Below are 20,682 nucleotides of genomic sequence, written 5' to 3'. Positions count from 1 at the left end.
CGGGTGGAAGGATGCGATGGGGGCGAACGGTTAGCGCGCAACTCAAAGCGAGCGAACACTTCGTGCGCTTGTCGCGCTCGATGACGCGTCCACGGCACTGACAGGTCGCCCGCACCCGCCCCTCCCCCGCAAGGGGGAGGACTGTTCTACGCAAGCGCCAGCATCGCCTCAAGGCGATCCCTCACGTCATCGTCAATGCCGTCGCGACGATGTCCGCCTCCGACGGAATCACCAGCAACGCCGCTGCTGCCAGCGGCGTGAACGTATCGGCACCCGCCACGCGCCGCAGCGGGGTGTCGCCGAAGCCCGCTTCCGCGATCGCGGTGACGATGCCCTCGCCTACGCCCGCACTGCGACGCCCCTCGTCGACCACCAGCACGCGTGCGCATTCGCCGACATGGCGGGCGATCTCGCCTTCGTTGAGCGGCAGCAGCCAGCGCAGATCGACTACGCGCACCTTCCAGCCACGCTCGGCCTCGATAAGCCGCGCGGCGCGCAGGCTCATCGGCACACCATTGCCGAACGTCAGCACGACCAGATCGGTCGCGTCGCCATCGTAGACGCGCGCTTCGCCGAACGGCATCGCCTGGTCCGGCGTCGGGTACGTCGTCGACCAGCCGCCGTCGCCTGCGGCGTACAGATCCTTGGTCATGTACAGCGCGATCGGTTCGAGGAACAGGCAGACCCGGCCGTCGACCTTGGCCATCGCGGTGAGCGTGCGCAGCATTGTCGCTGCGTCGTCGCCACGCGAGGGGCAGCCGATGACGATGCCGGGAATGTCGCGCAGTGCCGCAATCGAGTTGTCGTTGTGGAAATGCCCGCCGAATCCGCGCTGATAACCCAGCGATGCGATCCGCACGACCATCGGGTTGCGGTACTGCCCGTTGCTGAAGAACTGCAGGCTGGCGGCCTCGCCGCGGATCTGGTCGCCGGCATTGTGGAAGTACGCAAGGTACTGGATCTCCGGCAGCGGGAGCATGCCCATGTTGGCGAAGCCCTGCGCCAGACCGAGGATCGTGGTTTCGTCGAGCAAGGTATTGAACACGCGTCGGCCGCCGAAGGCTTTCTGCAAGCCCTTGGTCACGGTGTAGACGCCACCCTTCTGCGCGACGTCCTCACCGAACAGCAACGCTTCGGGATACTTCACGAACAGGTCGTGGAGAGCCTGGTTGATCTGCACCGCCAGATGCCTGGCCGGCAGGCGTTCCGGCAGCGCGGCCTCGCTGCCGAAGGCCGCGATGCGTGCGGCCGCGTCGGGAACGCGCGTGGCCTCATCGTGGACCGGCCCGGGCGAGTACGGCGCGAGCGGCGCCATCACATCATCGAGCCGGGTCAGTCGCGGACGGCTGTCGGCGTCTTCCGCCGCGGCGAAGCAGCGCACGCGCATGGCTTCATAGAGCTCCAGCAACGCGCCCTTCGACAGCAGGCCGGATTCGAGTGCGATCGCGGCGCTGCGCAGCAAGGGATCACTGGCCTCGACCGCACACAGTTCCGCCAGCGCGCGCCACTCGATCTCGAAATCGGTGCCCGCGTGGCCCATGAGCCGCGTGGTCCGCAGATGCAGGAAGGTCGGCCGTCGTGTGCGACGGCAGTGCGCGACCGCGCGTTCGACCTCGCCGTAACCCGAAGCCAGATCGAGACCATCGGCGGCGAAGTAGTCGAGATCCGGCCGGTGCGCGAAGTTGCGTGCGATCCACCCATCCGGCGTTCGCACCGAAATACCGATGCCGTTGTCCTCGCAGACGAACAATACCGGCGCAGGCAGCTTCTGGTACGCGGTGTAGGCCGCCGCGTTGAACGCGGTCTGCGCGGTCGCGTGATTGCTCGACGCATCGCCGAACGAGCACACCACGATGCTGTCGGCAGGCACCGGCAGCGCATGGCCGATGCGGCGCGCGTGCTCGATCGCGATCGCGGTGCCGAGCGCCTTGGGCAGGTGCGAGGCGATCGTCGAGGTCTGCGGCAGCACCCACAACGGCTTGCTGCCCCACACCTTGTGACGACCGCCGCTCGCCGGATCGTCCGCACTGGCGGCGAACGACAGCGCCGAATCCATCACAGGATCCATGCCCGGCACCTTGCGGAACCGCTCGGCCATGAAGCCGCCGCTGCGGTAGTGCAGGAAGGCCGGATCGGTATGCCGTGTGGCGCGCGCGACCATCGCGTTGCCCTCGTGGCCGCTGGAACCGATCGTGTAGAAAACCTTGTTCTGCACGCGCAGCACGCGCGCCATCAGATCGAGATGTCGGCTGATCAGCTGCGATTCGAACAGCTCGCGGAAGCTGCGCGCATCGAGTGTGCTGCCGGAGAGGATCGCTTCGTCGTCGGCCGGCGCCGCGTCGCGCGGGCCCTCCCACTCGCGAACGAACTGCTGGAAATTCGCGTCGCAGATCTCGGCGCGGTTGAGCCCCTTCATGCGGGCGGGGATCGGATCGGGAACGACTGCGAACATCGAGTCACCTTCAGTCCGTGGCCGCGAGCCTCGCGGCGTTGACCGGCGCGGGCGCCGGCATGTCGATGAAACCCGGCGTGCCGCGCACGCGCGCGAGCCAATCGCGCAACGCCGGATACCGGGTCAGGTCGAAGCCGCCGTCGGGCGCGACGGCGGTGTAGGCGAACAGCGCGATGTCGGCGACACCGTAGACATCGCCGGAAAACCAGGTGGCACCGCCAGCGAGATGGCCGTCCATCACCTTCAACGCGCGATGGCCACGCGCCTGCAGCGCCGACAGTTCAGAGCGGCGCGGCGAGCCGGCGTCGGTCCAGCCGCGGATGAAACGCGCAACCGCGATCGCGGGCTCATGGCTGTACTGCTCGAAGAACATCCAGCGCAGCGCCTGCGCGTGCGCGTGCTGCCAGGGATCGGTCGGCAACAACGACGTGCCGGCGGCGAGGAAACACAGGATCGCGTTCGATTCGACCAGGACGCGACCGTCGTCGAGCTCCAGCATCGGCACCTGGCCGTTCGGATTCTTCGCCAGATACGCCCGCGTGCGCGTCTCGCCGCGACTGCTGTCGGTTTCGATCCACGTGTAGGGCCGGCCAAGTTGTTCGAGCAGCAAACGCACCTTGTGGCAGTTGCCGGACGGCGAGTACCCGTAGACGGTCGTCATCCCCGGGACGTCCTGCCCGCCTGCCACTCGGCGCGCGTCTGGCCCCAGAGTTCGACCGCGGCCTCGTGCGCCGGCGGCGGCAGGCGCACCGGTCCGCGCAGGGTCGAGCCCAGGCGCTGCGCGACTCTCTGCGAGGCCACGTTGTCTGGCGCGATGCAGTGGACGATCTCGTCCCAGCTGAGCGAATCGAATGCCCAATCGATCGCGGCCACCGCGGATTCGAACGCGTAGCCGCGCCCCCAAGCATCGGGATGGAAGACGTAGCCGATCTCGTTCCCGGGCCAGCCTTCCGGCTTCCACGGCCCCGCCTGTCCGACCCAGTGACCGCTGGATTTCTCGATCACCGAGAACATCGCGAAGCCCTGCACGGCCCAGGCGCCCGGCATCTGCAGGAATCTGCGCCACGCCGCACCGCGCGGCAGGTGCCCGCCGATATGGCGGCAGGCGGCCTCGTCGGCTCTCAGTTCAGCGTAGCGCTCGAAATCCTCGATCCGCGGCAAGCGCAGAAGCAGGCGTTCGGTTTCGAGCTGGACATCCGGATACGACACGTCGCGGCCTCCTGGAACGTCTTCGCAGCGGACCGGCGCCGGATCATCTCGCACCGGCGATCGGCCAGCCGGTTTTCTTCAGAACGCGTTGATGCCGGTCAGCTCACGCCCGACAACGAGCTGGTGCACGGTCTCGGTGCCCTCGTAGGTGATCACCGATTCGAGATTGAGCGCATGACGGATCGGACAGTGTTCGGTGGTGATACCGGCGCCGCCCAGCAGGTCACGCGCTTCGCGCGCAATGTCGATCGCCATGCGGCAATTATTCCACTTCGCCAGCGACACCTGCGTGGGCTGCATGTTGCCGGCGTCCTTCAGACGGCCGAGCTGCAGCGACAGCAGCTGTGCACTGGTGATGCGGCGCGCCCAGTCGGCCATCTTGATCTGCGCACTCTGCGTCGCCGCGACCGGGCGCTCGAACAGGATGCGTTCCTTGGAGTAATTGAGCGCCTCGTCGAGACAGGCGATCGCCGCGCCGATCGGTCCCCAGGTGATGCCGTAGCGCGCCTGAGTCAAGCACCCGAGCGGGCCCTTCAAGCCTTTGACGTTCGGCAGGCGGTTGGCCTCCGGCACGCGCACGCCATCAAAATACAGCGCGCTGGTCACCGACGCGCGCAGGCTCATCTTGTGCTTGATCTCCTGGGCGTTGAAGCCGGCGAAGTCCTTCTCGACCAGGAACCCCTGGATGCCCTCGTCGGTCTGCGCCCAGACGATCGCCACGTGGGCCAGATTGCCGTTGGTGATCCACATCTTGGAACCGGAGAGCACCCAATCGTCGCCGTCGCGCTTGGCGTGGGTCTTCATGTTCGCCGGATCCGAGCCGCCATGCGCCTCGGTCAAGCCGAAGCAGCCGATGACCTCGCCCTTGGCCATGTCGGGCAGCCAACGCCGGCGCTGCGCCTCGGAGCCGTAGGCAAAGATCGGATACATGCACAACGAGGATTGCACGCTGGCGAAGCTGCGCAAACCCGAGTCGCCGCGCTCGAGCTCCTGGCAGATCAGGCCGTAGCTGACCGAATTAAGCCCGGCGCAGCCGTACTCTTCCGGCAAGGTCGCGCCGAGCAGGCCGAGACCGGCCATCTCGGGAACCAGTTCGTTCGGGAAGCGCGCCTGGTCGAAGCAGTCACCGATGATCGGCAGCACGCGTTCGTCGGTGAAACGCGCCACCGCATCCTGTACTGCACGCTCCTCGTCGGACAACAGCGAGCGCACGTCGTAGAGATCGTAGGGATGCAGGGCCATGGCGGATCGTCCCGGAGGGTGATGGGCTGATTGTATCTAGGGCAACGATCGCGTGCCGACCAGGGCCCGGACGTGCGAAGGGCCGGCATTGGCCGGCCCTTCGGGTCACGCGATCACGCGGTGAATCGTTACTGGCGCTCGGCCGACGACTCCATCGCGGCCGTCATGATCCGGCCGTTGATGACCGGCAGACGCTCCTCCGGACGCTCGTCCATGCGGATCGTGCGCTCCGTACCGTCGTAGACGTAGGTCACGTCGTAGCCGACCGTGCGCTCTTCATCGCCCAGCAGGATGCGGTTGCCCGGCTTGGCGTCTGTGCGCATCGAGCCCGTGGTGCCATCCGGGTTGCGGTAGCTGACGTTATAGGCCACGACACGCGAGGACTGCGACGAATCCTGCACCGTGCGGCACTGGCGATCGACGCGCTCCACGACCCGGCCGCCGACATGGTTGCGATCGACCCGGTTGCCCACGAAGCCACCGGCAGTCGCGCCGGCGGCAGTCGCCAGTTTGCGGCCGTTGCCGCTGCCGACCTGGTTGCCGACCAGGCCGCCGATCAGCGCACCGGCCACGGTGCCGCCGACGTTGCCGTCGCGTTCCGGAAGCCGCTCCTGCACCACCACGTCTTCGCAAACCTCACGCGGCGAGCTGCTGGTCATGGTTTCGCGGATCGGCTCGCTGCCGAGCACGGTCGCGTAGAGTTCGCCGGTTTCGGTGACCGGGCGGACGTCGACGACGTCGGCATAGTCCAGCGCATCGGTTGCGGTGCCGATAGGCTCGCCGGTTTTCGCGTCGATGGCGCCGGGTACATCCGCGCCGGCAACCGGATCGACCGCATCGCGGCTGTTGTGATACGCGCCGACGGCCACGCCGCCCACGAGCAGGGAAGCCAATGCAATCGCGATCGTGTTGCTCTTCATCGCTCTCTCCTTTCGACCTGGACGGCCTGTTGCGTTCTTGGTGCCGATTGCAGCATTCGCATGCTGAACAGCCCCCGGAATATGACCCTCCAGCCTGAGGACCCGCTAAACCGTGGTTGCACAAGCGCGTGCTAGCGTCCATTTGCTGTTGTGAACCCCGCCGCTGGAGGCCGCCGTGCGTAATCCCCTGTCCGTCCCGCTTATCGCCTGGCTGTCGCGGTTGAGCTATCCGCGCATCTTCATGGTCACCGCCGTGCTGTTCGGGGTGAACCTGCTGATTCCCGACCCGATCATCCTGATCGACGAGGTGCTGCTGGGCCTGGCGACCGTGGTGCTGGCCAAGCGCAAGCGCGCGCCCAAGCCGGGCGACGAAGCGCCCCGCCCGCCTCTGGACGGCGAGGCGCGTCGCTCCTGAGCACTGCCATGCTGGTCGACAGCCACTGCCATCTGGACGCGCCCGAGTTCGATCCCGATCGCGACGCAGTGGTTGCGCGTGCGCGGCGGGCCGGCATTGCGCACCAGGTCATCCCGGCGACCCACGCCGAGGCCTGGCCGAAGCTGCGTGCTGTCTGCGCCGCGACCCCTGGCCTGCACGCGACGTACGGCCTGCATCCCACTTTCTTCCGGCATCACCAGCCCGCGCACCTGGATGCACTCGCCGAGTGGGTCGAACGCGAACGACCAGTCGCGATCGGCGAATGCGGGCTGGATCATTTCGTCGAAGGCCTCGATGCAGACGCGCAGCTGCACTATTTCGAAGGCCAGCTGCGGCTCGCGCAAGCGCACGACCTGCCGGTGATCGTGCACGCGCGACGCGCGATGGAGGAGACGATCGGCCTGCTGCGTCGCTTCGATGGGCTGCGCGGCGTCGTCCACAGCTTCAGCGGCAGCCCCGAACAGGCGACGCAATTGTGGAAGATCGGCTTTCTGATCGGGCTCGGCGGGCCGCTGACCTATGCGCGCGCGAAGCGCCTGCATCGCGTGGTCGCGGAGATTCCGCTTGAACAGCTCCTGCTCGAAACCGACGCGCCCGACCAGCCCGACGCCGATCACCGCGGCCAGCGCAACGAGCCCTCACGGTTGACGCGCATCCGCGACGTGGTGGCGCAGCTGCGGGGCATCACGCCCGACGAAGTCGCGGCGCAGACCTCGCGCAATGCGCTGGCGCTGTTCCGGATCGCAGCGGACTGAACTGAAACGTGAGCTCAGACTGCAGCGTTAGCCGAAGGCTTGAGCAGCAGTTCGATCGCGCGGCCCACGGCCGCGAACGCGAAGGCGCCGGTGATGTGCGTCGCCGCGCCCAGACCGCTGCCGCAATGGAGATTCAGCGCCGCATCCGGAGCGAGCTGCGGACGGATGCCGCAGACCGTGCCGTCCGCTTGCGGGTAGCGCACGTTCTCCAGCGAATAGATCGCCGACACCCCGAAATAGCGCTTGGCGGTCTTCGGAAAATTGAACTCCGCGCGCAGCTTTTTGCGGATCAGCGCCAACATCGCGTCGTGTTCGGTGCGCGACAGGTCGCGTACGCGCACCAGAGTCGGATCGATGCGACCACCGGCGGCGCCGACGGTGATCACCGGCAACTTGCGGCGACGGCACCAGGCGATCAGTTCGACCTTGCTGCGGAAGCTGTCGCAGGCATCGACGACGAGATCGAAACCGCCGCCCAGCATTTCTTCCAGATTGGTCGGCGTCACGAAGGCCTGCACGGCATGCAGTTCCATTGATGGATTGATCGCGCGGCAGCGCTCGGCCATCGCCTCGGCCTTGTTGCGACCGTACTGTCCTGCCAATGCCGGCAATTGACGATTGGTATTGGAGACGCAGATATCGTCGGCATCGATCAGCGTCAGCGCGCCGACGCCGGTCCGCGCCAGCGCTTCGGCCACCCACGAGCCGACGCCGCCCAGACCGACGACCGCGACATGTCGCTGCAGCAGGCGCGTGACGCTGCCCTGCCCGTACAGGCGTTCGATGCCGGAAAAGCGTGCGCGTGCGTCTTCGTCCATGCGCGCAGTTTAACGGTGGCGGGGGCCGTGCGGCCGCATGCTAAGGTCGCGCCGCCGAGCAGCCCGCCAGGAATCCGCGATGTCCCCGACACCTCCGTCTGCCACCCCGCCACCCCGCGCGCCTTCGTCGGCGGCAGGCTATCTGGTGGTGTTCGCGATCGGTCTGCTGATGGGTGTCGTGTTGATCGTGGTGATGCTGCGGGCGGTCGAGGCTCGCAAAACTTGGCAGGACCGGTATCCCGCAGCGCTCATGCAGCTCTACCAGGCGCAGATGGCCCAGCTGTCGCGGACCCTGGATGCGAACCGGTGCACGACCTCCGACATCCTTCCGCATCTGCAGACGATGCGGGCATTGTCGAACGATCTCGAACCGGCATTCCCCGATCTGCGCGACCATCGCGGCTTCGTGGCGCATGCGACCGATACGCGTCGCACGCTCGATGCCGCGCTCGCAGTGCCGCCGACGGCGTGTGCCGGCCTGCGCACGACGATCGATACGATCGACGACACCTGTCGCGCTTGCCATCAGGAGATGCGCGGCTGAGCCAGTGTGATCCGACTGAACGAACGCTGCACGTTTCCGTTCGCGCTGGCCGAATTGCTACGGCATTCACGCTGACCTGCCTAGCGTTGGCGCGTCGGGTCGATCACGCCCGCGCTCCCTGAAGAATGCTCTGAAGCACCGGAGGTTTGCCCCATGAAGACTGGTCTGATCGGAACCGCCGTACTGGCCGCATCCGTTGCCCTCGCCGGCTGCGCCACCTCGCCCGGATCCTCGTCCGGCTATGGCAACAGCGGGTATGGCAACAGCGGCTACGGCCGTCCCGCAAATTGTTACGACTGCGGCACCGTTACCCGGATCGAGACCATCCGTGGCAACAGCAACCCCAACATCGCCGGGCCGCTGATCGGCGGCGTTGTCGGTGCGGTGGCTGCAAAGGAGCTCGCGCGTCGCAACACCGACAGCGAAGGCCGTCGCAATGTCGCGATCGGTGCAGGCGCGGTCGGTGGCGCAGTCGCCGGCAATGCAATCCAGAACCGCACCGAAGGGGGCAACCAGTACAACGTCCATGTGCGCATGCAGGACGGCCGGACGACGGTGCTGTCGCAGGGCGACGTCAGTGGTCTGCGCGAAGGCTCGAACGTGCGCGTGCAGAACGGTCAGGCCTACGCCTACTGATCGGCAACGCAAACGCGGAAAGAAAAAACCCGGCACAGGCCGGGTTTTTTCTGGCTCGAATCCGTCGGGATCAGAGCGGCGTGACAGCGTCCGCCTGCAGACCCTTCTGGCCCTGCACCACTTCGAACGAGACCTGCTGGCCCTCCTGCAGCGATTTGAAGCCGGTGCCCTGGATGGCGCGGAAATGTACGAATACGTCTTCACCACTTTCGCGGCTGATGAAGCCGAAGCCCTTGGCGTCATTGAACCACTTGACGGTACCGTTTTCGCGATCTGCCATGTTGCTCTCTCTCCCTGGAACGATTCGATAGTTGATCGATGGAACGCCGGATGCGGCGGCTGGTTGCAAGGAGAACACGGGTGCGACGATGCAGCGGACCGGGTGGGACGAGCCAACACGAATCTACTTTACGCAGGGTCACGGTTCACGGTGACCTTGACAAACACAGCGGTTGGAAAGTACCCCGCTGTTTATGAAAATGCAATCCGGGGTTTCCCCAGCTTTTTCCGGTCATCAGAACGTTGCACAGACGCTCTTACGTGGAGTTGAAACATGGATCTGAGTGCGCTGTTCTACATCCTGGCGGCGCTGCTCGTCCTGATCGGTCTGGCAGGTGTCGTATTGCCTGCCCTGCCCGGCGTGCCCTTGATGTTTGCCGGCATGCTGCTTGCGGCCTGGGCGGATGGTTTCGAGCGCGTCGGCGTCTGGTCGCTGGTCACGCTCGGCGTGTTGACGGCGGTGTCGTTCGCGGTGGATTTCTGGGCGACGGCGGTCGGCGCGAAACGGGTGGGCGCCAGTCGGCTCGCGTTGGTCGGCACGATCATCGGCACCTTCGTTGGCCTGTTCTTCGGACTACCGGGCCTGTTCGCCGGTCCCTTCGTCGGCGCGGTGATCGGCGAGCTGATCAGTCGTCGCGATCTGCGCCCGGGCGGGCTCGGCCAGGCGACCCGGGTCGGTATCGGCACCTGGGTGGGCATCGCGATCGGCGTGGCACTCAAGCTTGCCCTTGCGGTGCTGATGCTGGCGGTCTTTGCATTCGCCTGGTGGTGGTGAGTGCACTATCGTCGCGCTTCGACCGCACGCGAACGACTGCAACATGCACGATGTCCCCCTGCCCAAGCTTTTCCCGGCGCGCCTGACCCGCGTGACAGGCTACGTCCTCATCGCGCTGCTGGCAGGCGCGCTCGCCGCACCGGTCCATGCAGCCGCGCCCGGCGTGTCGACGTCGGCCGTTGGCGCAGCACCTGCCGCGCAGCCAGTCCCTGCCCCCCCTGCCGCTGCCGCGACGGTGCACGACAGCGTCGTCGATGAAGTCGATGTGCGCACCCGTCTGGAACAGGTCTACGACGAAGCCGAACTTCGGGTACTTCGCCTCCTCGCCAACCTGCCGCTGCTGCTGGCCGCTGCGCTGATCGTGTTCGCGGCCTCGTGGATCGGAGGCTTCGTCTCGCAACGGCTGCATTGGCTGCGCCTGCGCACGCGCAATCCTTACCTGGATGGTCTGATGCGGCGCGCGGTCCGTGCGGTGATCCTGCTGATCGGCTTTCTCGTCGCACTGGATCTGCTCAACGCCACGGCACTGGTCGGCGCGATGCTGGGATCGGCCGGCGTGTTGGGCCTAGCGCTGGGCTTCGCGTTCAAGGACATCGCCGAGAACTACATCGCCGGCATCCTGCTGAGCCTGAGACGGCCGTTCGAACCCGGCGAGCTGGTCAGGATCGACAGCTACGAAGGCAAGGTGGCGGCGCTCAGCGCGCGGGCGATGACCCTGATCACGCTGGAAGGCAACGAGTTGCGCCTGCCCAATGCGCTGGTGTTCAAGGCCGTCATCCTCAATTACACCAGCAACCCGAAGCGGCGCTTCGATTTCACCTTCAGCATCGATGCCAGCCAGTCGATCCGCAAGGCGCACGCGATCGCCATGGAGGAGATCGCCAGCATCGCGGACGTGCTGACCGACCCTGCGCCGTCGTGGACCGTGGTCGAGTTCGGCGCCAGCGGCAGCGTGCTGCGTTTCTTCGGCTGGGTGGACCAGCGCCATAGCGATCTAGGCAAGACCCGCAGCGAGGCGATTCGCCTTGTGAAGGGCGCGTTCTGGCGCGAAGGGATACAAGGGCCGAAGACCACGACACATGTGGTGCTGGCCAAAGACGAAGCGACCGCCACTCCGGCGCTCGCCGATCAGGAGCCAGCCACCAGCGCTGGCGTCGACACCTCGGTCAACCGGGATATCGACCGCCAGGTCGCCGAGGTGCAGAGTACCGACGAACGCAACCTCCTCACGCTCAAGGACGCGACCTGATCATGCGACCCGCCTACCTGTTTCCCGCTGCTTTGGCTGCAGCTTCCAGTCTTGCCCATGCGCAGGTGCCCGAAGGACCGAGGCTCGCCCCCACCGCGCCGGCGAGCCTCGACGCCTGCGTTGCGCTCGAGCAGGACGCCCAGCGCCTGGCCTGCTTCGACACCATGACCGGACGGGCTGCGCGTACGCCGGAGCAGGCCGACACCGAGGCCGCCGTCGCACGCGAGTTACGCAGGGATCCGGCCCTACGCGCGGACGCGCTGGCCGAGGGCACCGCATCGCACAGTCTTTATGCCCACGATGGCGGCGACCACCTCGCCAACGCGATCGCCAACGTCGGCCAGGGCTCGCTGCTCGACAGTCGCTGGGAACTGGCCAAGGACTCCAAGCTCGGCATCTTCAATATGCGGGCCTACAAGCCGGTCTATCTGTTGCCGGCCTTCTGGACCTCCGACGTCAACCAGACGCCGTCATCGCCGAATCCGGACAACACGGTGACCACGCCCCAGGGGCTCGACAGCCTGGAAGCGAAGTTCCAGCTGAGCTTCAAGACCAAGGCGGTCGAAAACCTGTTCGGCAGCAATGGCGACATCTGGATGGGCTACACCCAGAGCTCGCGGTGGCAGGTCTACAACACCGAGGAGTCGCGCCCGTTTCGCGAGACCAATTACGAACCCGAAGTGCTGATGGTCTTCCGCAACGGCTATAGCCTGCCCGGCGGCTGGCATGGCCGCATGGCCGCGATCGGCGTCAACCACCAGTCCAACGGGCGCGGCGATCCGCTGTCGCGCAGCTGGAACCGGGTGATGTTCAATTTCGGATTCGACCGCGATGACTGGGCGCTCGTGGTACGTCCGTGGGTGCGCATCTCGGACGGCAGCGAGGACGACAATCCGGATATCGAGGACTACATGGGGCGCGGCGACATGACCCTGACCCACGTCCGCGGTGGTCACATGTATACGCTGATGGGCCGGCATACGCTGCGCGGCGGCGAACGCTCGCGCGGCGCGCTGCAGTTCGACTGGGGCTTCCCGATCCACCGCAATTTTCGTGGCCACCTGCAGGTGTTCAACGGCTACGGCGAAAGCCTGATCGACTACAACCATAAAGCCACATACGTCGGCCTGGGCATTTCGCTGCTCGACTGGTTCTGAGGCACGTCCACTGACGACCGGACGCCGTCGTCGCCTCACCCGGGCGGCGACGGCGCGATCTGCCCTATGCTCGGCAGCATCTCCCGCCGCCCGGTTTATGCATGGACGCTACCGCTGAACGCCCCCGCCGCTCGTTCTTCGCCTATGCATCGGCCCTGCTGGGCCTGCTCAGCGTGTTTGGCGTCGTCTGCTTCCACTTTCCCGACCTGCTGACCAGCCGCGAATTCCGCGCGGTCTACAACGAAGATTTCGCACGACACCTCCTGCTGGTTGGGCTGGTCGCGGCCTTCATCCTGGGAACGCTGGCGATCCTGCGTGATCGCAACAAGCGCATCGCGACGGTCGGGGTCGGCAGCGCGACGCTCGCCGTGCTGCTCGGTGGCAGCAACGTGCAGTTCGACAGCATTGGCGAGACGCCCTACTCGCTGGGGCTGGACTGGTTCGTGATCTCGCTGTTCTTCTCCGCGTTGGTGTTCGTGCCGCTGGAGCGTTACCTCGGCAAGCGCCGCATGTCGCCGCTGCGCCGCGGATGGCGCACCGACATCGCCTACTTCTTCATGAGCCATGTGCTGGTGCAGTTCATCCTGATCCTGGTGACCGCCTCCACCTCAATGATCGCCGGATTGGCGGCATTTCCGGCGCTCAAGGACGCGATCCAGTCGCTGCCGGTCTGGGCGCAGTTCCTGATCGCGGTGTTCGTCGCCGACATGGCGCAGGCCCTGCTGCACCGCGCGTATCACAACGTGCCGTGGCTCTGGCGCTTCCACGCCGTGCACCATTCCAGTCGCGAGATGGACTGGCTCGCCGGCTCCCGCATCCACTTCGTCGAAATCGTGCTCACGCGCAGCTTCGTGCTGTTGCCACTGCTGGTGCTGGGCTTCTCCACGCCGGCGGTCAATGCCTACGTGATTCTCGTCGGCCTGCAGGCCGTCCTCGCCCACGCCAACATCGGCGTGCGTTTCGGCTGGCTCGAATACCTGCTGGTGCTGCCGCGCTATCACCACTGGCACCACGCCCGGCAGCAGGACTATGTCGACGTCAACTACGCGATCCATCTGCCCTTGATCGACATGCTGATGGGCACGTTCAAGCTGCCGCGCGACCAAGCGCAGTGGCCGGAGGAATACGGCGTCATGAAACTGGAGACCGTGCCGCAGGGCATCGTCGAGCAGCATCTGATGCCGTTCCGGCGGAAAAAGACCTTCGACGAGTTCGTGGACTGAGGACACAGGGCATGACGCGCACGTTCCGTAACACCACGCGTGCCGGTGTCGGCGCGCTCGTCCTGGGACTGCTCGCAGCCTGCGCGACCGAACCGCGCCTGCTACTGCCGACGTCGCCCGAAGGCCTCGCGTGCGTCGCGGTGTGCGATGCGGTGCTAGCCCGGTGTTCTTTCGATGAGACAAGCCAGGCGCAGAGCATCGCGCGAAGTTGCGACAACAGCGGTGAGGTGCAGACCTGTGTCGACCGTGCGGTCGACGATCGCACCGTGCACGCCTGCGAAGCCAAGCAGAGCATGGGCGCATGCCAGGGTTCGGTGCCGAACACCGCGCATTGCCGCGAAGACAGGCTGATGTGCGCGCTGCAATGCGGCGCGAAGATGCTCGACCCCTGACCGGACGACGACGGCGCCCGCAGGCGCCGTCGCGTTTCGAACGGTCGAGCGGATCAGGCGATCTCGACCACCGGAATCCCGCCGATGCGTGCCTTCCACTCGCGCGGACCGGTCTCGTGCACCGAGGTGCCGGCCGAATCGACGGCGACGGTGACCGGCATGTCCTGCACTTCGAATTCGTAGATCGCTTCCATGCCGAGATCTTCGAACGCGAGCACCTTCGCCGCCTTGATTGCCTTCGACACCAGATACGCCGAGCCGCCGACGGCCATCAGATAGACCGACTGGTGCTTCTTGATCGCCTCGATCGCGGTCGGGCCGCGCTCGGCCTTGCCGACCATGCCCAGCAGACCGGTCTGTTCGAGGATCTGGTCGGTGAACTTGTCCATGCGCGTCGCGGTGGTCGGGCCGGCGGGGCCGACGACTTCATCGCGCACCGGATCGACCGGGCCGACGTAGTAGATGAAGCGCCCCTTGAGGTCGACCGGCAGCGTCTCGCCGCGGTCGAGCATCTCGACCATGCGCTTGTGTGCGGCGTCGCGGCCGGTCAGCAGCTTGCCGCTCAGCAGCAGCACCTCGCCCGGCTTGAACGTGGTGACTTCTTCCGGCGTGACCGTGTCGAGATCGACGCGGCGCGCGCCGGTCGGGTTGTAGGTCAGCTCCGGCCAGTCGGCCAGCGATGGCGAATCGAGCATCACCGGGCCGCTGCCGTCGAGCGTGAAGTGCGCGTGGCGCGTCGCTGCGCAGTTCGGGATCAGCGCGACCGGCAGATTCGCTGCGTGGGTCGGGAAATCCTTGACCTTGATGTCGAGCACCGTGGTCAGACCGCCCAGGCCCTGCGCGCCGATGCCGAGCGCATTGACCTTCTCAAAGAGCTCCAGCCGCAGTTCCTCGGCGCGGTTCGACGCGCCGCGGGCCTGCAGGTCGACGATGTTGATCGGCTCCATCAGCGCTTCCTTGGCCAGCAGCATCGCCTTCTCGGCGGTGCCGCCGATGCCGATGCCGAGCATGCCCGGCGGGCACCAGCCGGCGCCCATGGTCGGCACGGTCTTGAGCACCCAGTCGACGACCGAATCCGACGGATTGAGCATCGCGAACTTCGACTTCGCTTCCGAGCCGCCGCCCTTGGCCGCAACGATCACGTCGACGGTATTGCCGGGCACGATCTTGACGTTGACCACGCCCGGGGTGTTGTCCTTCGTATTGATGCGCTTGCCTGCGGGATCAGCCAGCACCGAAGCGCGCAGCTTGTTATCCGGATATGCGTAGGCGCGGCGCACGCCCTCGTTGACCATGTCCTCAACGCCCATCGTCGCGTCGTCCCAACGCACCGACATGCCGACTTCAAGGAACACGGTGACGATGCCGGTGTCCTGGCAGATCGGCCTGTGGCCTTCGGCGCACATACGCGAATTGATCAGGATCTGCGCGATCGCGTCCTTCGCGGCCGGCGATTCCTCGCGCTCGTAGGCGGCGGCGAGGTTCTTGATGTAGTCGACCGGGTGGTAGTAGCTGATGTATTGCAGGGCATCGGCGATGGACTGGATCAAATCTTCCTGGCGGATCTGGGTCACGGCGCTCAAGGCCTCAGGCTGGGAGCCGATAGTGTAGCTTCAGGCCCTGCTCCCGGCCCCCACGGTTCCGGTCGAGAGAGCCGGCGCGCGGATTGGCGCGAACTTGAGGCCAGTTCAGAGCGACATCCAATGACCGCAGCGCCACTGTCGCCATCTCCGTTTCGTCCGCTCACGCCGCAGGTCGAGCAGCTCTACAGCGCCCTGTGGGAAACGACGACCGATGCGGTGCTGATCCTCGATGTCGACTGCACCGTCGTGTCCGCCAATCCTGCCTCGCGCGAGGTGCTGGGCTATGCGCCTGAGGCGCTGGTGGGCCAGAACCTCGCGATCCTCCAGCCGCCGCATTACCGCGAGGCGCATCGACGCGCCATGCGCCGGTATCTCGAGAGCGGCATACGGACCCTGGACTGGCGGGCGATCGAGATGGTTGCCGTCCACGCCGATGGTCGCGACGTGCCGGTCGACATTTCGTTCGCAGACTTCGAGATCGAAGGCAGGCGCCTGTTCGTCGGCTTCTTCCGCGATATCAGTCCGCGCAAGCGCGCCGAAGACGCGTTGTCGGACGAACGCGGGCGGGCGCAGACCACGCTGCGATCGATCGCCGACGGGGTGGTCACCACTGACGCCGCCGGCACCATCACCTTCCTCAACGCGGCGGCCGAGCAATTGTCAGGTTGGCGGCACGAGGATGCACTGGGGCGAAGCTGCAGCGATGTTCTGCAGCTCGTCGAGGAGGACAGCACCACCACGCTTGCCCTGGTCGCGCGCGCCGTCGAGGACCACGCCACGCTGCAGCTTGGCGACTGCACCCTGCTCGTTCGGCGCGACGGCGAGGTGTTCTCCATCGAAGGATCCGTCGCCCCGCTCACCGATCGCAGCGAGCGCCCGAGCGGCGCGGTGATCGCGTTCCGCGACGTGTCTCCGTCACGGCGCATGGCTGCGGAGATCAGTTACCAGGCGCGCCATGATCCGCTGACTGGACTCGTCAACCGCACCGAATTCAATCGGCGGCTTCGCGCCGCGCTTCGAAGCGCGAGCCAGGACGGCTCATGCCATTCGCTGCTGTATCTGGACATGGACCAGTTCAAGGTGGTGAACGATACCTGCGGCCACACGGCTGGCGACGAGCTGTTGCGCCAGGTGGCAACGGTGCTCAAGGCCACGTTGCGCAAGCGCGACGTGCTTGCCCGGCTGGGCGGCGACGAGTTCGGCGTGCTGCTCGAGGACAGCGCGCCCGAAGTCTCGCGCGCCACGGCCGATGCCCTACGGCGCGCGGCGTCGGACCTCGCTTTCAGCTGGAAGGACAAGCGGTTTCCCGTTGCGGTCAGCATCGGCCAGGTGGATTTCCGCGACGCCAGCATGACGCCAATCGAGATCCTCAGCACCGCGGATGCCGCCTGCTATGTCGCCAAGGACCGCGGACGCAACCGCGTGCATATCTACCAGCCGCAGGACGAGGCGATTGTGCGCCGGCATGGCGAGATGGAGTGGATCGGACGCATCAACCGTGCGCTCGAGGAAGACCGCCTGTTGCTGCATGCACAGCCGATCTATTCGCTGCAGGACGGGCAGATCCTCCATCACGAGGTACTGCTGCGGCTCCGCGACACCGACGGCAGCACGGTGATGCCGATGGCCTTCATCCCCGCCGCCGAACGCTACGGCCTGATGCCGACACTCGACCGCTGGGTGATCCGGACGGTGCTTGCCCGCATCGCTCGCGAGGGCGAGGCTGGAAACCGTGTGTACGCGATCAATCTGTCCGGGGCGTCGCTGGCCGACGAGTCGCTGGCCGCCGACGTGCGCGAGGCATTCGAGCGCAGCGGGGTCGATCCTGCCCGCATCTGCTTCGAGCTCACCGAGACCGCCGCCATCGGCAACCTGGCCCATGCGTCCGCCCTGATGGTGGAACTCAAGGCCCTGGGTTGTGCATTCGCGCTGGACGATTTCGGCAGCGGCATGTCGTCGTTCGCCTATCTGAAACACCTGCCGGTCGACTTCCTCAAGATCGACGGCGGCTTCGTTCGCGACCTCCTGGTCGACCCGATCGATCAGGCCATGGTCGAGGCGATCAACCACATCGGTCATGTCATGGGCCTGCGCACGATCGCGGAGTTCGCCGAGGACGAGCGGATCGTATCTCGCCTGCGCGAGATCGGGGTCGACTACGCCCAGGGCTACGCGCTGGCGCGGCCGACGCTGCTGGAGTAACCCGACGACCTGTGCCCTTGGGCGCACATGCGCGTGGATCAGGACCTGCCGCAGGTCACGGCAGGCTCGGACGCTGGCGTAGAACCCCGCCACCTGGCCCGCGCCCGCGCCCGCGCCCGCGCCCGCGCCTCAAGATATGACGCGGCATCTACCTGACGGGCACAATGCCGGGATGGAATTTCTGGTCCTGGTGCTCGACCTGATCGGCACCTTCGTGTTCGCCCTCAGCGGCGCGATGCTCGGCGTACGCCGTCGGCTGGACCTGTTCGGCGTGCTGGTCGTGGCATTCGCGGCCGCGACGGCCGGCGGCATGACCCGCGACGTGCTGATCGGCGCGACCCCGGTCGCCGCGCTCAGCGACTGGCGCTATCCGGCGATCACCCTGGCGGCCGGCGTGATCAGCTTCGCCTGGGCGCCGCTGATCGAGCGCCTACAGCAGCCGGTACGGATGTTCGATGCGATGGGGCTCGCCCTGTTCGCCGTCGCCGGCACGCAGAAGGCGCTGGATTTCGGCGTGCCGCCGCCGATGGCGGCCGGGCTGGGCATGCTCACCGGCATCGGCGGCGGCATCGCTCGCGACGTGTTGCTGGCGCAGGTGCCGCTGGTACTGCGCGCCGAACTCTATGCGGTCGCAGCGTTCGCCGGCGCGGCGGTGGTCGCCGTCGGGCACTGGCTGCAATGGCCGCCGATGCCCTGCGCGATCGCGGGCGCCCTGCTGTGCTTCGGTCTGCGGATGATGGCGCTGCGCTTCGGCTGGCACCTGCCGGTGGCGCTGCAGTCCGGCGGCGATGGCGAGCCGCCTGATGCAATGCGCTGACGGTCCCAACCGTCTGCCACGCGTCCGCATACGATAGCGCCCATGTCGACCCCCGCTCCCACGCGCGCCGCCGCCAACGCGCAACGTCCGAGTCTGCGCGAACGCTTCAACGCGATGCGCAATCTGCGCCCGTTCCTGAAGCTGATCTGGCAGACCAGCCCCGGCCTGACGCTGACCAGCCTGGGCCTGCGCCTGATCCGCGCGTTCCTGCCGGTGGTGATGCTCTACATCGGCAAGCTGATCATCGACGAGGCGATCCGGCTGGTCGGCGCGGGCGTGGCCTTTGACGATCTCGCCACCGCCTGGCATGGCGGCGCGCTGGATCATCTGGCCTGGCTGCTCGTGTTGGAATTCGGCTTGGCGATCGTCTCCGACCTGCTCGGCCGCATGGTCAGCTACGCCGACAACCTGCTGTCGGAGCTGTTCACCAACGCGACCAGCGTGCGCCTGATGGAACACGCGGCGACGCTGGATCTCGAAGACTTCGAGGATCCCGAGCTGCAGGACAAGCTCGACCGCGCGCGCCGCCAGACCATGGGCCGCATGAACCTGATGGGCCAGCTGTTCGGCCAGGTACAGGACGCGATCACCGTCGTGAGCTTCGCGATCGGCTTGATGGTGTACGCGCCGTGGCTGATCCTGCTGCTGGCGATCGCGCTGATCCCGGCGTTCATCGGCGAGTCGCACTTCAACGCGCTCGGCTACACGCTCAACTTCCAGTGGACGCCCGAGCGACGCCAGCTCGAATACGTGCGCCAGACCGGCGCAAGCCTCGAGACCGCGAAAGAGGTCAAGATCTTCGGCCTGCACCGGTTCCTGATCGACCGCTACCGCACGCTCGCCGATGGTTTCTTCCGCGCCAACCGCTCGCTCGCGCGCAGGCGTGCGGTCTGGGGCACGCTGCTGGCCGCACTCGGCACCCTGGGCTACTACGTCGCTTACGCCTACATCGCGTGGCGCACGGTGCGCGGCGACTTCACGATCGGCGATCTGACCTTCCTCGCCGGCAGCTTCCGGCGCCTGCGCCAGTTGCTGGAAAGTCTGCTGGTGGGGTTCTCGCAGGTCGCCGGCCAGGCGCTGTATCTCGACGACCTGTTCTCGTTCTTCGCGATCGAACCCGAGATCACCTCGCCCGCCGATCCGGTGCCGTTCCCACAGCCGATCCGCGAAGGCTTCAAGTTCGAGAACGTCGGCTTCCGCTATCCGGGCGCGCAGCGCTGGGCGGTGCGGCATCTCGACTTCACCTTGGAGGCCGGCGAAGTGCTGGCGCTGGTCGGCGAGAACGGCGCCGGCAAGACCACCCTGGTCAAACTGCTGGCGCGACTCTACGACCCCGACGAGGGCCGCATCCTGCTCGACGGCCGCGACCTGCGCGACTACGACCTCGATGCGCTGCGCGCGAATACCGGTGTGATCTTCCAGGATTTCGTGCGCTACCACCTGACCGCCGGCGAGAACATCGGCGTCGGCCGCATCGAAGCCATGGGCGACGCGTCACGCATCCAGGACGCCGCGCGCCGCTCGATGGCCGACGAGCTCATCGCCGGCCTGCCCGACGGCTACGACCAGCTGATCGGCCGGCGCTTCAAGACCGGCGTGGATCTGTCGGGCGGCCAGTGGCAGAAGATCGCGATCGCCCGCGCCTACATGCGCGAGGCGCAGGTGATGATCCTCGACGAACCGACCGCGGCGCTGGATGCGCGCAGCGAGTTCGAGGTGTTCCGCCGCTTCAAGGAGCTGTCGGACGACCGCACCGCCGTGCTGATCTCGCACCGCTTCTCCAGCGTGCGCATGGCCGACCGGATCCTCGTGCTCGAACAGGGTCGCATCGAGGCCAGCGGTACCCACGCTGAGCTAATGACGCAGGGCGGACGCTATGCCGAACTGTTCGAACTGCAGGCTGCCGGATACCGCTGATTCGCATCTGTAGGAGCGCGCTGGCGCGCGATGGGGCGTTGCCGGAAATGCCCTCGCGCGCAAGCGCGCTCCTACA

At 66.6% G+C, this 20,682-nt stretch carries 20 protein-coding genes; 12 read left to right on the top strand and 8 right to left on the bottom strand.

Annotated features, from left to right (window positions below):
- Window positions 1-181 precede the first annotated feature (181 nt).
- The 5 genes from J2W68_RS07895 to J2W68_RS07875 form a co-directional block, all read right to left on the bottom strand.
- Entirely contained in the window at window positions 182-2,452 is a 2,271-nt protein-coding gene (locus J2W68_RS07895; protein WP_310234347.1) for a transketolase C-terminal domain-containing protein, read from the bottom strand.
- A 10-nt stretch (window positions 2,453-2,462) separates the two neighbouring features.
- Complete coding sequence (locus tag J2W68_RS07890; RefSeq protein ID WP_310234344.1) at window positions 2,463-3,113, bottom strand: glutathione S-transferase family protein; 651 nt, start codon at window positions 3,111-3,113, stop codon at window positions 2,463-2,465.
- Window positions 3,110-3,661: a GNAT family N-acetyltransferase gene (locus tag J2W68_RS07885; RefSeq protein WP_310234341.1), complete on the bottom strand. Its 552-nt coding sequence runs from the start codon at window positions 3,659-3,661 to the stop codon at window positions 3,110-3,112. The genes J2W68_RS07890 and J2W68_RS07885 overlap by 4 nt, the downstream gene beginning before the upstream one ends.
- A gap of 78 nt (window positions 3,662-3,739) precedes the next feature.
- Window positions 3,740-4,903, bottom strand: a complete 1,164-nt coding sequence (locus J2W68_RS07880; protein ID WP_310234339.1) for an acyl-CoA dehydrogenase family protein — start codon at window positions 4,901-4,903, stop codon at window positions 3,740-3,742.
- Between the two features lie 128 nt (window positions 4,904-5,031).
- Window positions 5,032-5,823 (bottom strand): glycine zipper 2TM domain-containing protein, encoded by a 792-nt coding sequence (locus J2W68_RS07875; RefSeq protein WP_310234337.1) that lies wholly within the window; start codon window positions 5,821-5,823, stop codon window positions 5,032-5,034.
- Window positions 5,824-5,998: 175 nt separating this feature from the next.
- Here J2W68_RS07875 and J2W68_RS07870 point away from each other — a divergent pair, with 175 nt between their 5' ends.
- The gene (locus J2W68_RS07870; protein WP_310154267.1) at window positions 5,999-6,238 is read left to right on the top strand and encodes a DUF6116 family protein; all 240 of its coding nucleotides are present in this window, start codon (window positions 5,999-6,001) and stop codon (window positions 6,236-6,238) included.
- A gap of 8 nt (window positions 6,239-6,246) precedes the next feature.
- On the top strand, window positions 6,247-7,014 hold the full coding sequence (locus J2W68_RS07865; RefSeq protein WP_310234335.1) for a TatD family hydrolase: 768 nt from the start codon (window positions 6,247-6,249) through the stop codon (window positions 7,012-7,014).
- 14 nt (window positions 7,015-7,028) lie between these two features.
- Here the strand turns inward: J2W68_RS07865 and J2W68_RS07860 are convergent, their stop codons facing one another.
- Window positions 7,029-7,832: a tRNA threonylcarbamoyladenosine dehydratase gene (locus J2W68_RS07860; protein WP_310234333.1), complete on the bottom strand. Its 804-nt coding sequence runs from the start codon at window positions 7,830-7,832 to the stop codon at window positions 7,029-7,031.
- A 79-nt stretch (window positions 7,833-7,911) separates the two neighbouring features.
- On the opposite strand from J2W68_RS07860, the gene J2W68_RS07855 reads away from it, so the two are divergent.
- Together J2W68_RS07855 and J2W68_RS07850 are read left to right on the top strand one after the other, a co-directional pair.
- A complete protein-coding gene (locus tag J2W68_RS07855) occupies window positions 7,912-8,376 on the top strand; it encodes a hypothetical protein (protein WP_310234330.1) in 465 nt (154 codons plus the stop codon).
- Between the two features lie 153 nt (window positions 8,377-8,529).
- Window positions 8,530-9,012 carry a peptidoglycan-associated outer membrane lipoprotein precursor gene (locus J2W68_RS07850; RefSeq protein WP_310234327.1) on the top strand — a complete coding sequence of 161 codons (483 nt, stop codon included), beginning with the start codon at window positions 8,530-8,532 and terminating at the stop codon, window positions 9,010-9,012.
- 70 nt (window positions 9,013-9,082) lie between these two features.
- Here the strand turns inward: J2W68_RS07850 and J2W68_RS07845 are convergent, their stop codons facing one another.
- Window positions 9,083-9,292 carry a cold-shock protein gene (locus J2W68_RS07845; RefSeq protein WP_310234325.1) on the bottom strand — a complete coding sequence of 70 codons (210 nt, stop codon included), beginning with the start codon at window positions 9,290-9,292 and terminating at the stop codon, window positions 9,083-9,085.
- Between the two features lie 273 nt (window positions 9,293-9,565).
- On the opposite strand from J2W68_RS07845, the gene J2W68_RS07840 reads away from it, so the two are divergent.
- The 5 genes from J2W68_RS07840 (at window position 9,566) to J2W68_RS07820 (ending at window position 14,087) form a co-directional block, all read left to right on the top strand.
- The gene (locus J2W68_RS07840; RefSeq protein ID WP_310234323.1) at window positions 9,566-10,066 is read left to right on the top strand and encodes a DUF456 domain-containing protein; all 501 of its coding nucleotides are present in this window, start codon (window positions 9,566-9,568) and stop codon (window positions 10,064-10,066) included.
- 43 nt (window positions 10,067-10,109) lie between these two features.
- A complete protein-coding gene (locus tag J2W68_RS07835) occupies window positions 10,110-11,315 on the top strand; it encodes a mechanosensitive ion channel family protein (protein ID WP_310234321.1) in 1,206 nt (401 codons plus the stop codon).
- Window positions 11,316-11,317: 2 nt separating this feature from the next.
- Window positions 11,318-12,472 (top strand): phospholipase A, encoded by a 1,155-nt coding sequence (locus tag J2W68_RS07830; protein ID WP_310234319.1) that lies wholly within the window; start codon window positions 11,318-11,320, stop codon window positions 12,470-12,472.
- A gap of 101 nt (window positions 12,473-12,573) precedes the next feature.
- The gene (locus J2W68_RS07825) at window positions 12,574-13,695 is read left to right on the top strand and encodes a sterol desaturase family protein (RefSeq protein ID WP_310234316.1); all 1,122 of its coding nucleotides are present in this window, start codon (window positions 12,574-12,576) and stop codon (window positions 13,693-13,695) included.
- 11 nt (window positions 13,696-13,706) lie between these two features.
- Window positions 13,707-14,087: a hypothetical protein gene (locus J2W68_RS07820; RefSeq protein WP_310234313.1), complete on the top strand. Its 381-nt coding sequence runs from the start codon at window positions 13,707-13,709 to the stop codon at window positions 14,085-14,087.
- A gap of 53 nt (window positions 14,088-14,140) precedes the next feature.
- Here J2W68_RS07820 and J2W68_RS07815 read toward each other — a convergent pair whose 3' ends face one another.
- Window positions 14,141-15,661, bottom strand: a complete 1,521-nt coding sequence (locus J2W68_RS07815; protein WP_310234485.1) for a fumarate hydratase — start codon at window positions 15,659-15,661, stop codon at window positions 14,141-14,143.
- A gap of 129 nt (window positions 15,662-15,790) precedes the next feature.
- Between J2W68_RS07815 and J2W68_RS07810 the strand changes: the two genes are divergently transcribed.
- The 3 genes from J2W68_RS07810 (at window position 15,791) to J2W68_RS07800 (ending at window position 20,606) form a co-directional block, all read left to right on the top strand.
- Entirely contained in the window at window positions 15,791-17,872 is a 2,082-nt protein-coding gene (locus J2W68_RS07810; RefSeq protein WP_310234310.1) for an EAL domain-containing protein, read from the top strand.
- 172 nt (window positions 17,873-18,044) lie between these two features.
- Window positions 18,045-18,689, top strand: coding sequence for a trimeric intracellular cation channel family protein (locus J2W68_RS07805; RefSeq protein WP_310234306.1), 645 nt, complete (start codon window positions 18,045-18,047; stop codon window positions 18,687-18,689).
- A 42-nt stretch (window positions 18,690-18,731) separates the two neighbouring features.
- Window positions 18,732-20,606: an ABC transporter ATP-binding protein gene (locus J2W68_RS07800; protein ID WP_310234303.1), complete on the top strand. Its 1,875-nt coding sequence runs from the start codon at window positions 18,732-18,734 to the stop codon at window positions 20,604-20,606.
- The last annotated feature ends 76 nt before the right edge of the window (window positions 20,607-20,682 follow it).

It is taken from the genome of Luteimonas terrae, from assembly GCF_031457535.1.
Lineage (GTDB): Bacteria > Pseudomonadota > Gammaproteobacteria > Xanthomonadales > Xanthomonadaceae > Luteimonas > Luteimonas terrae_A.
The sequence above is the reverse complement of the archived record's forward strand: the minus strand, read 5'-3'. Positions and strand labels throughout refer to the sequence as shown.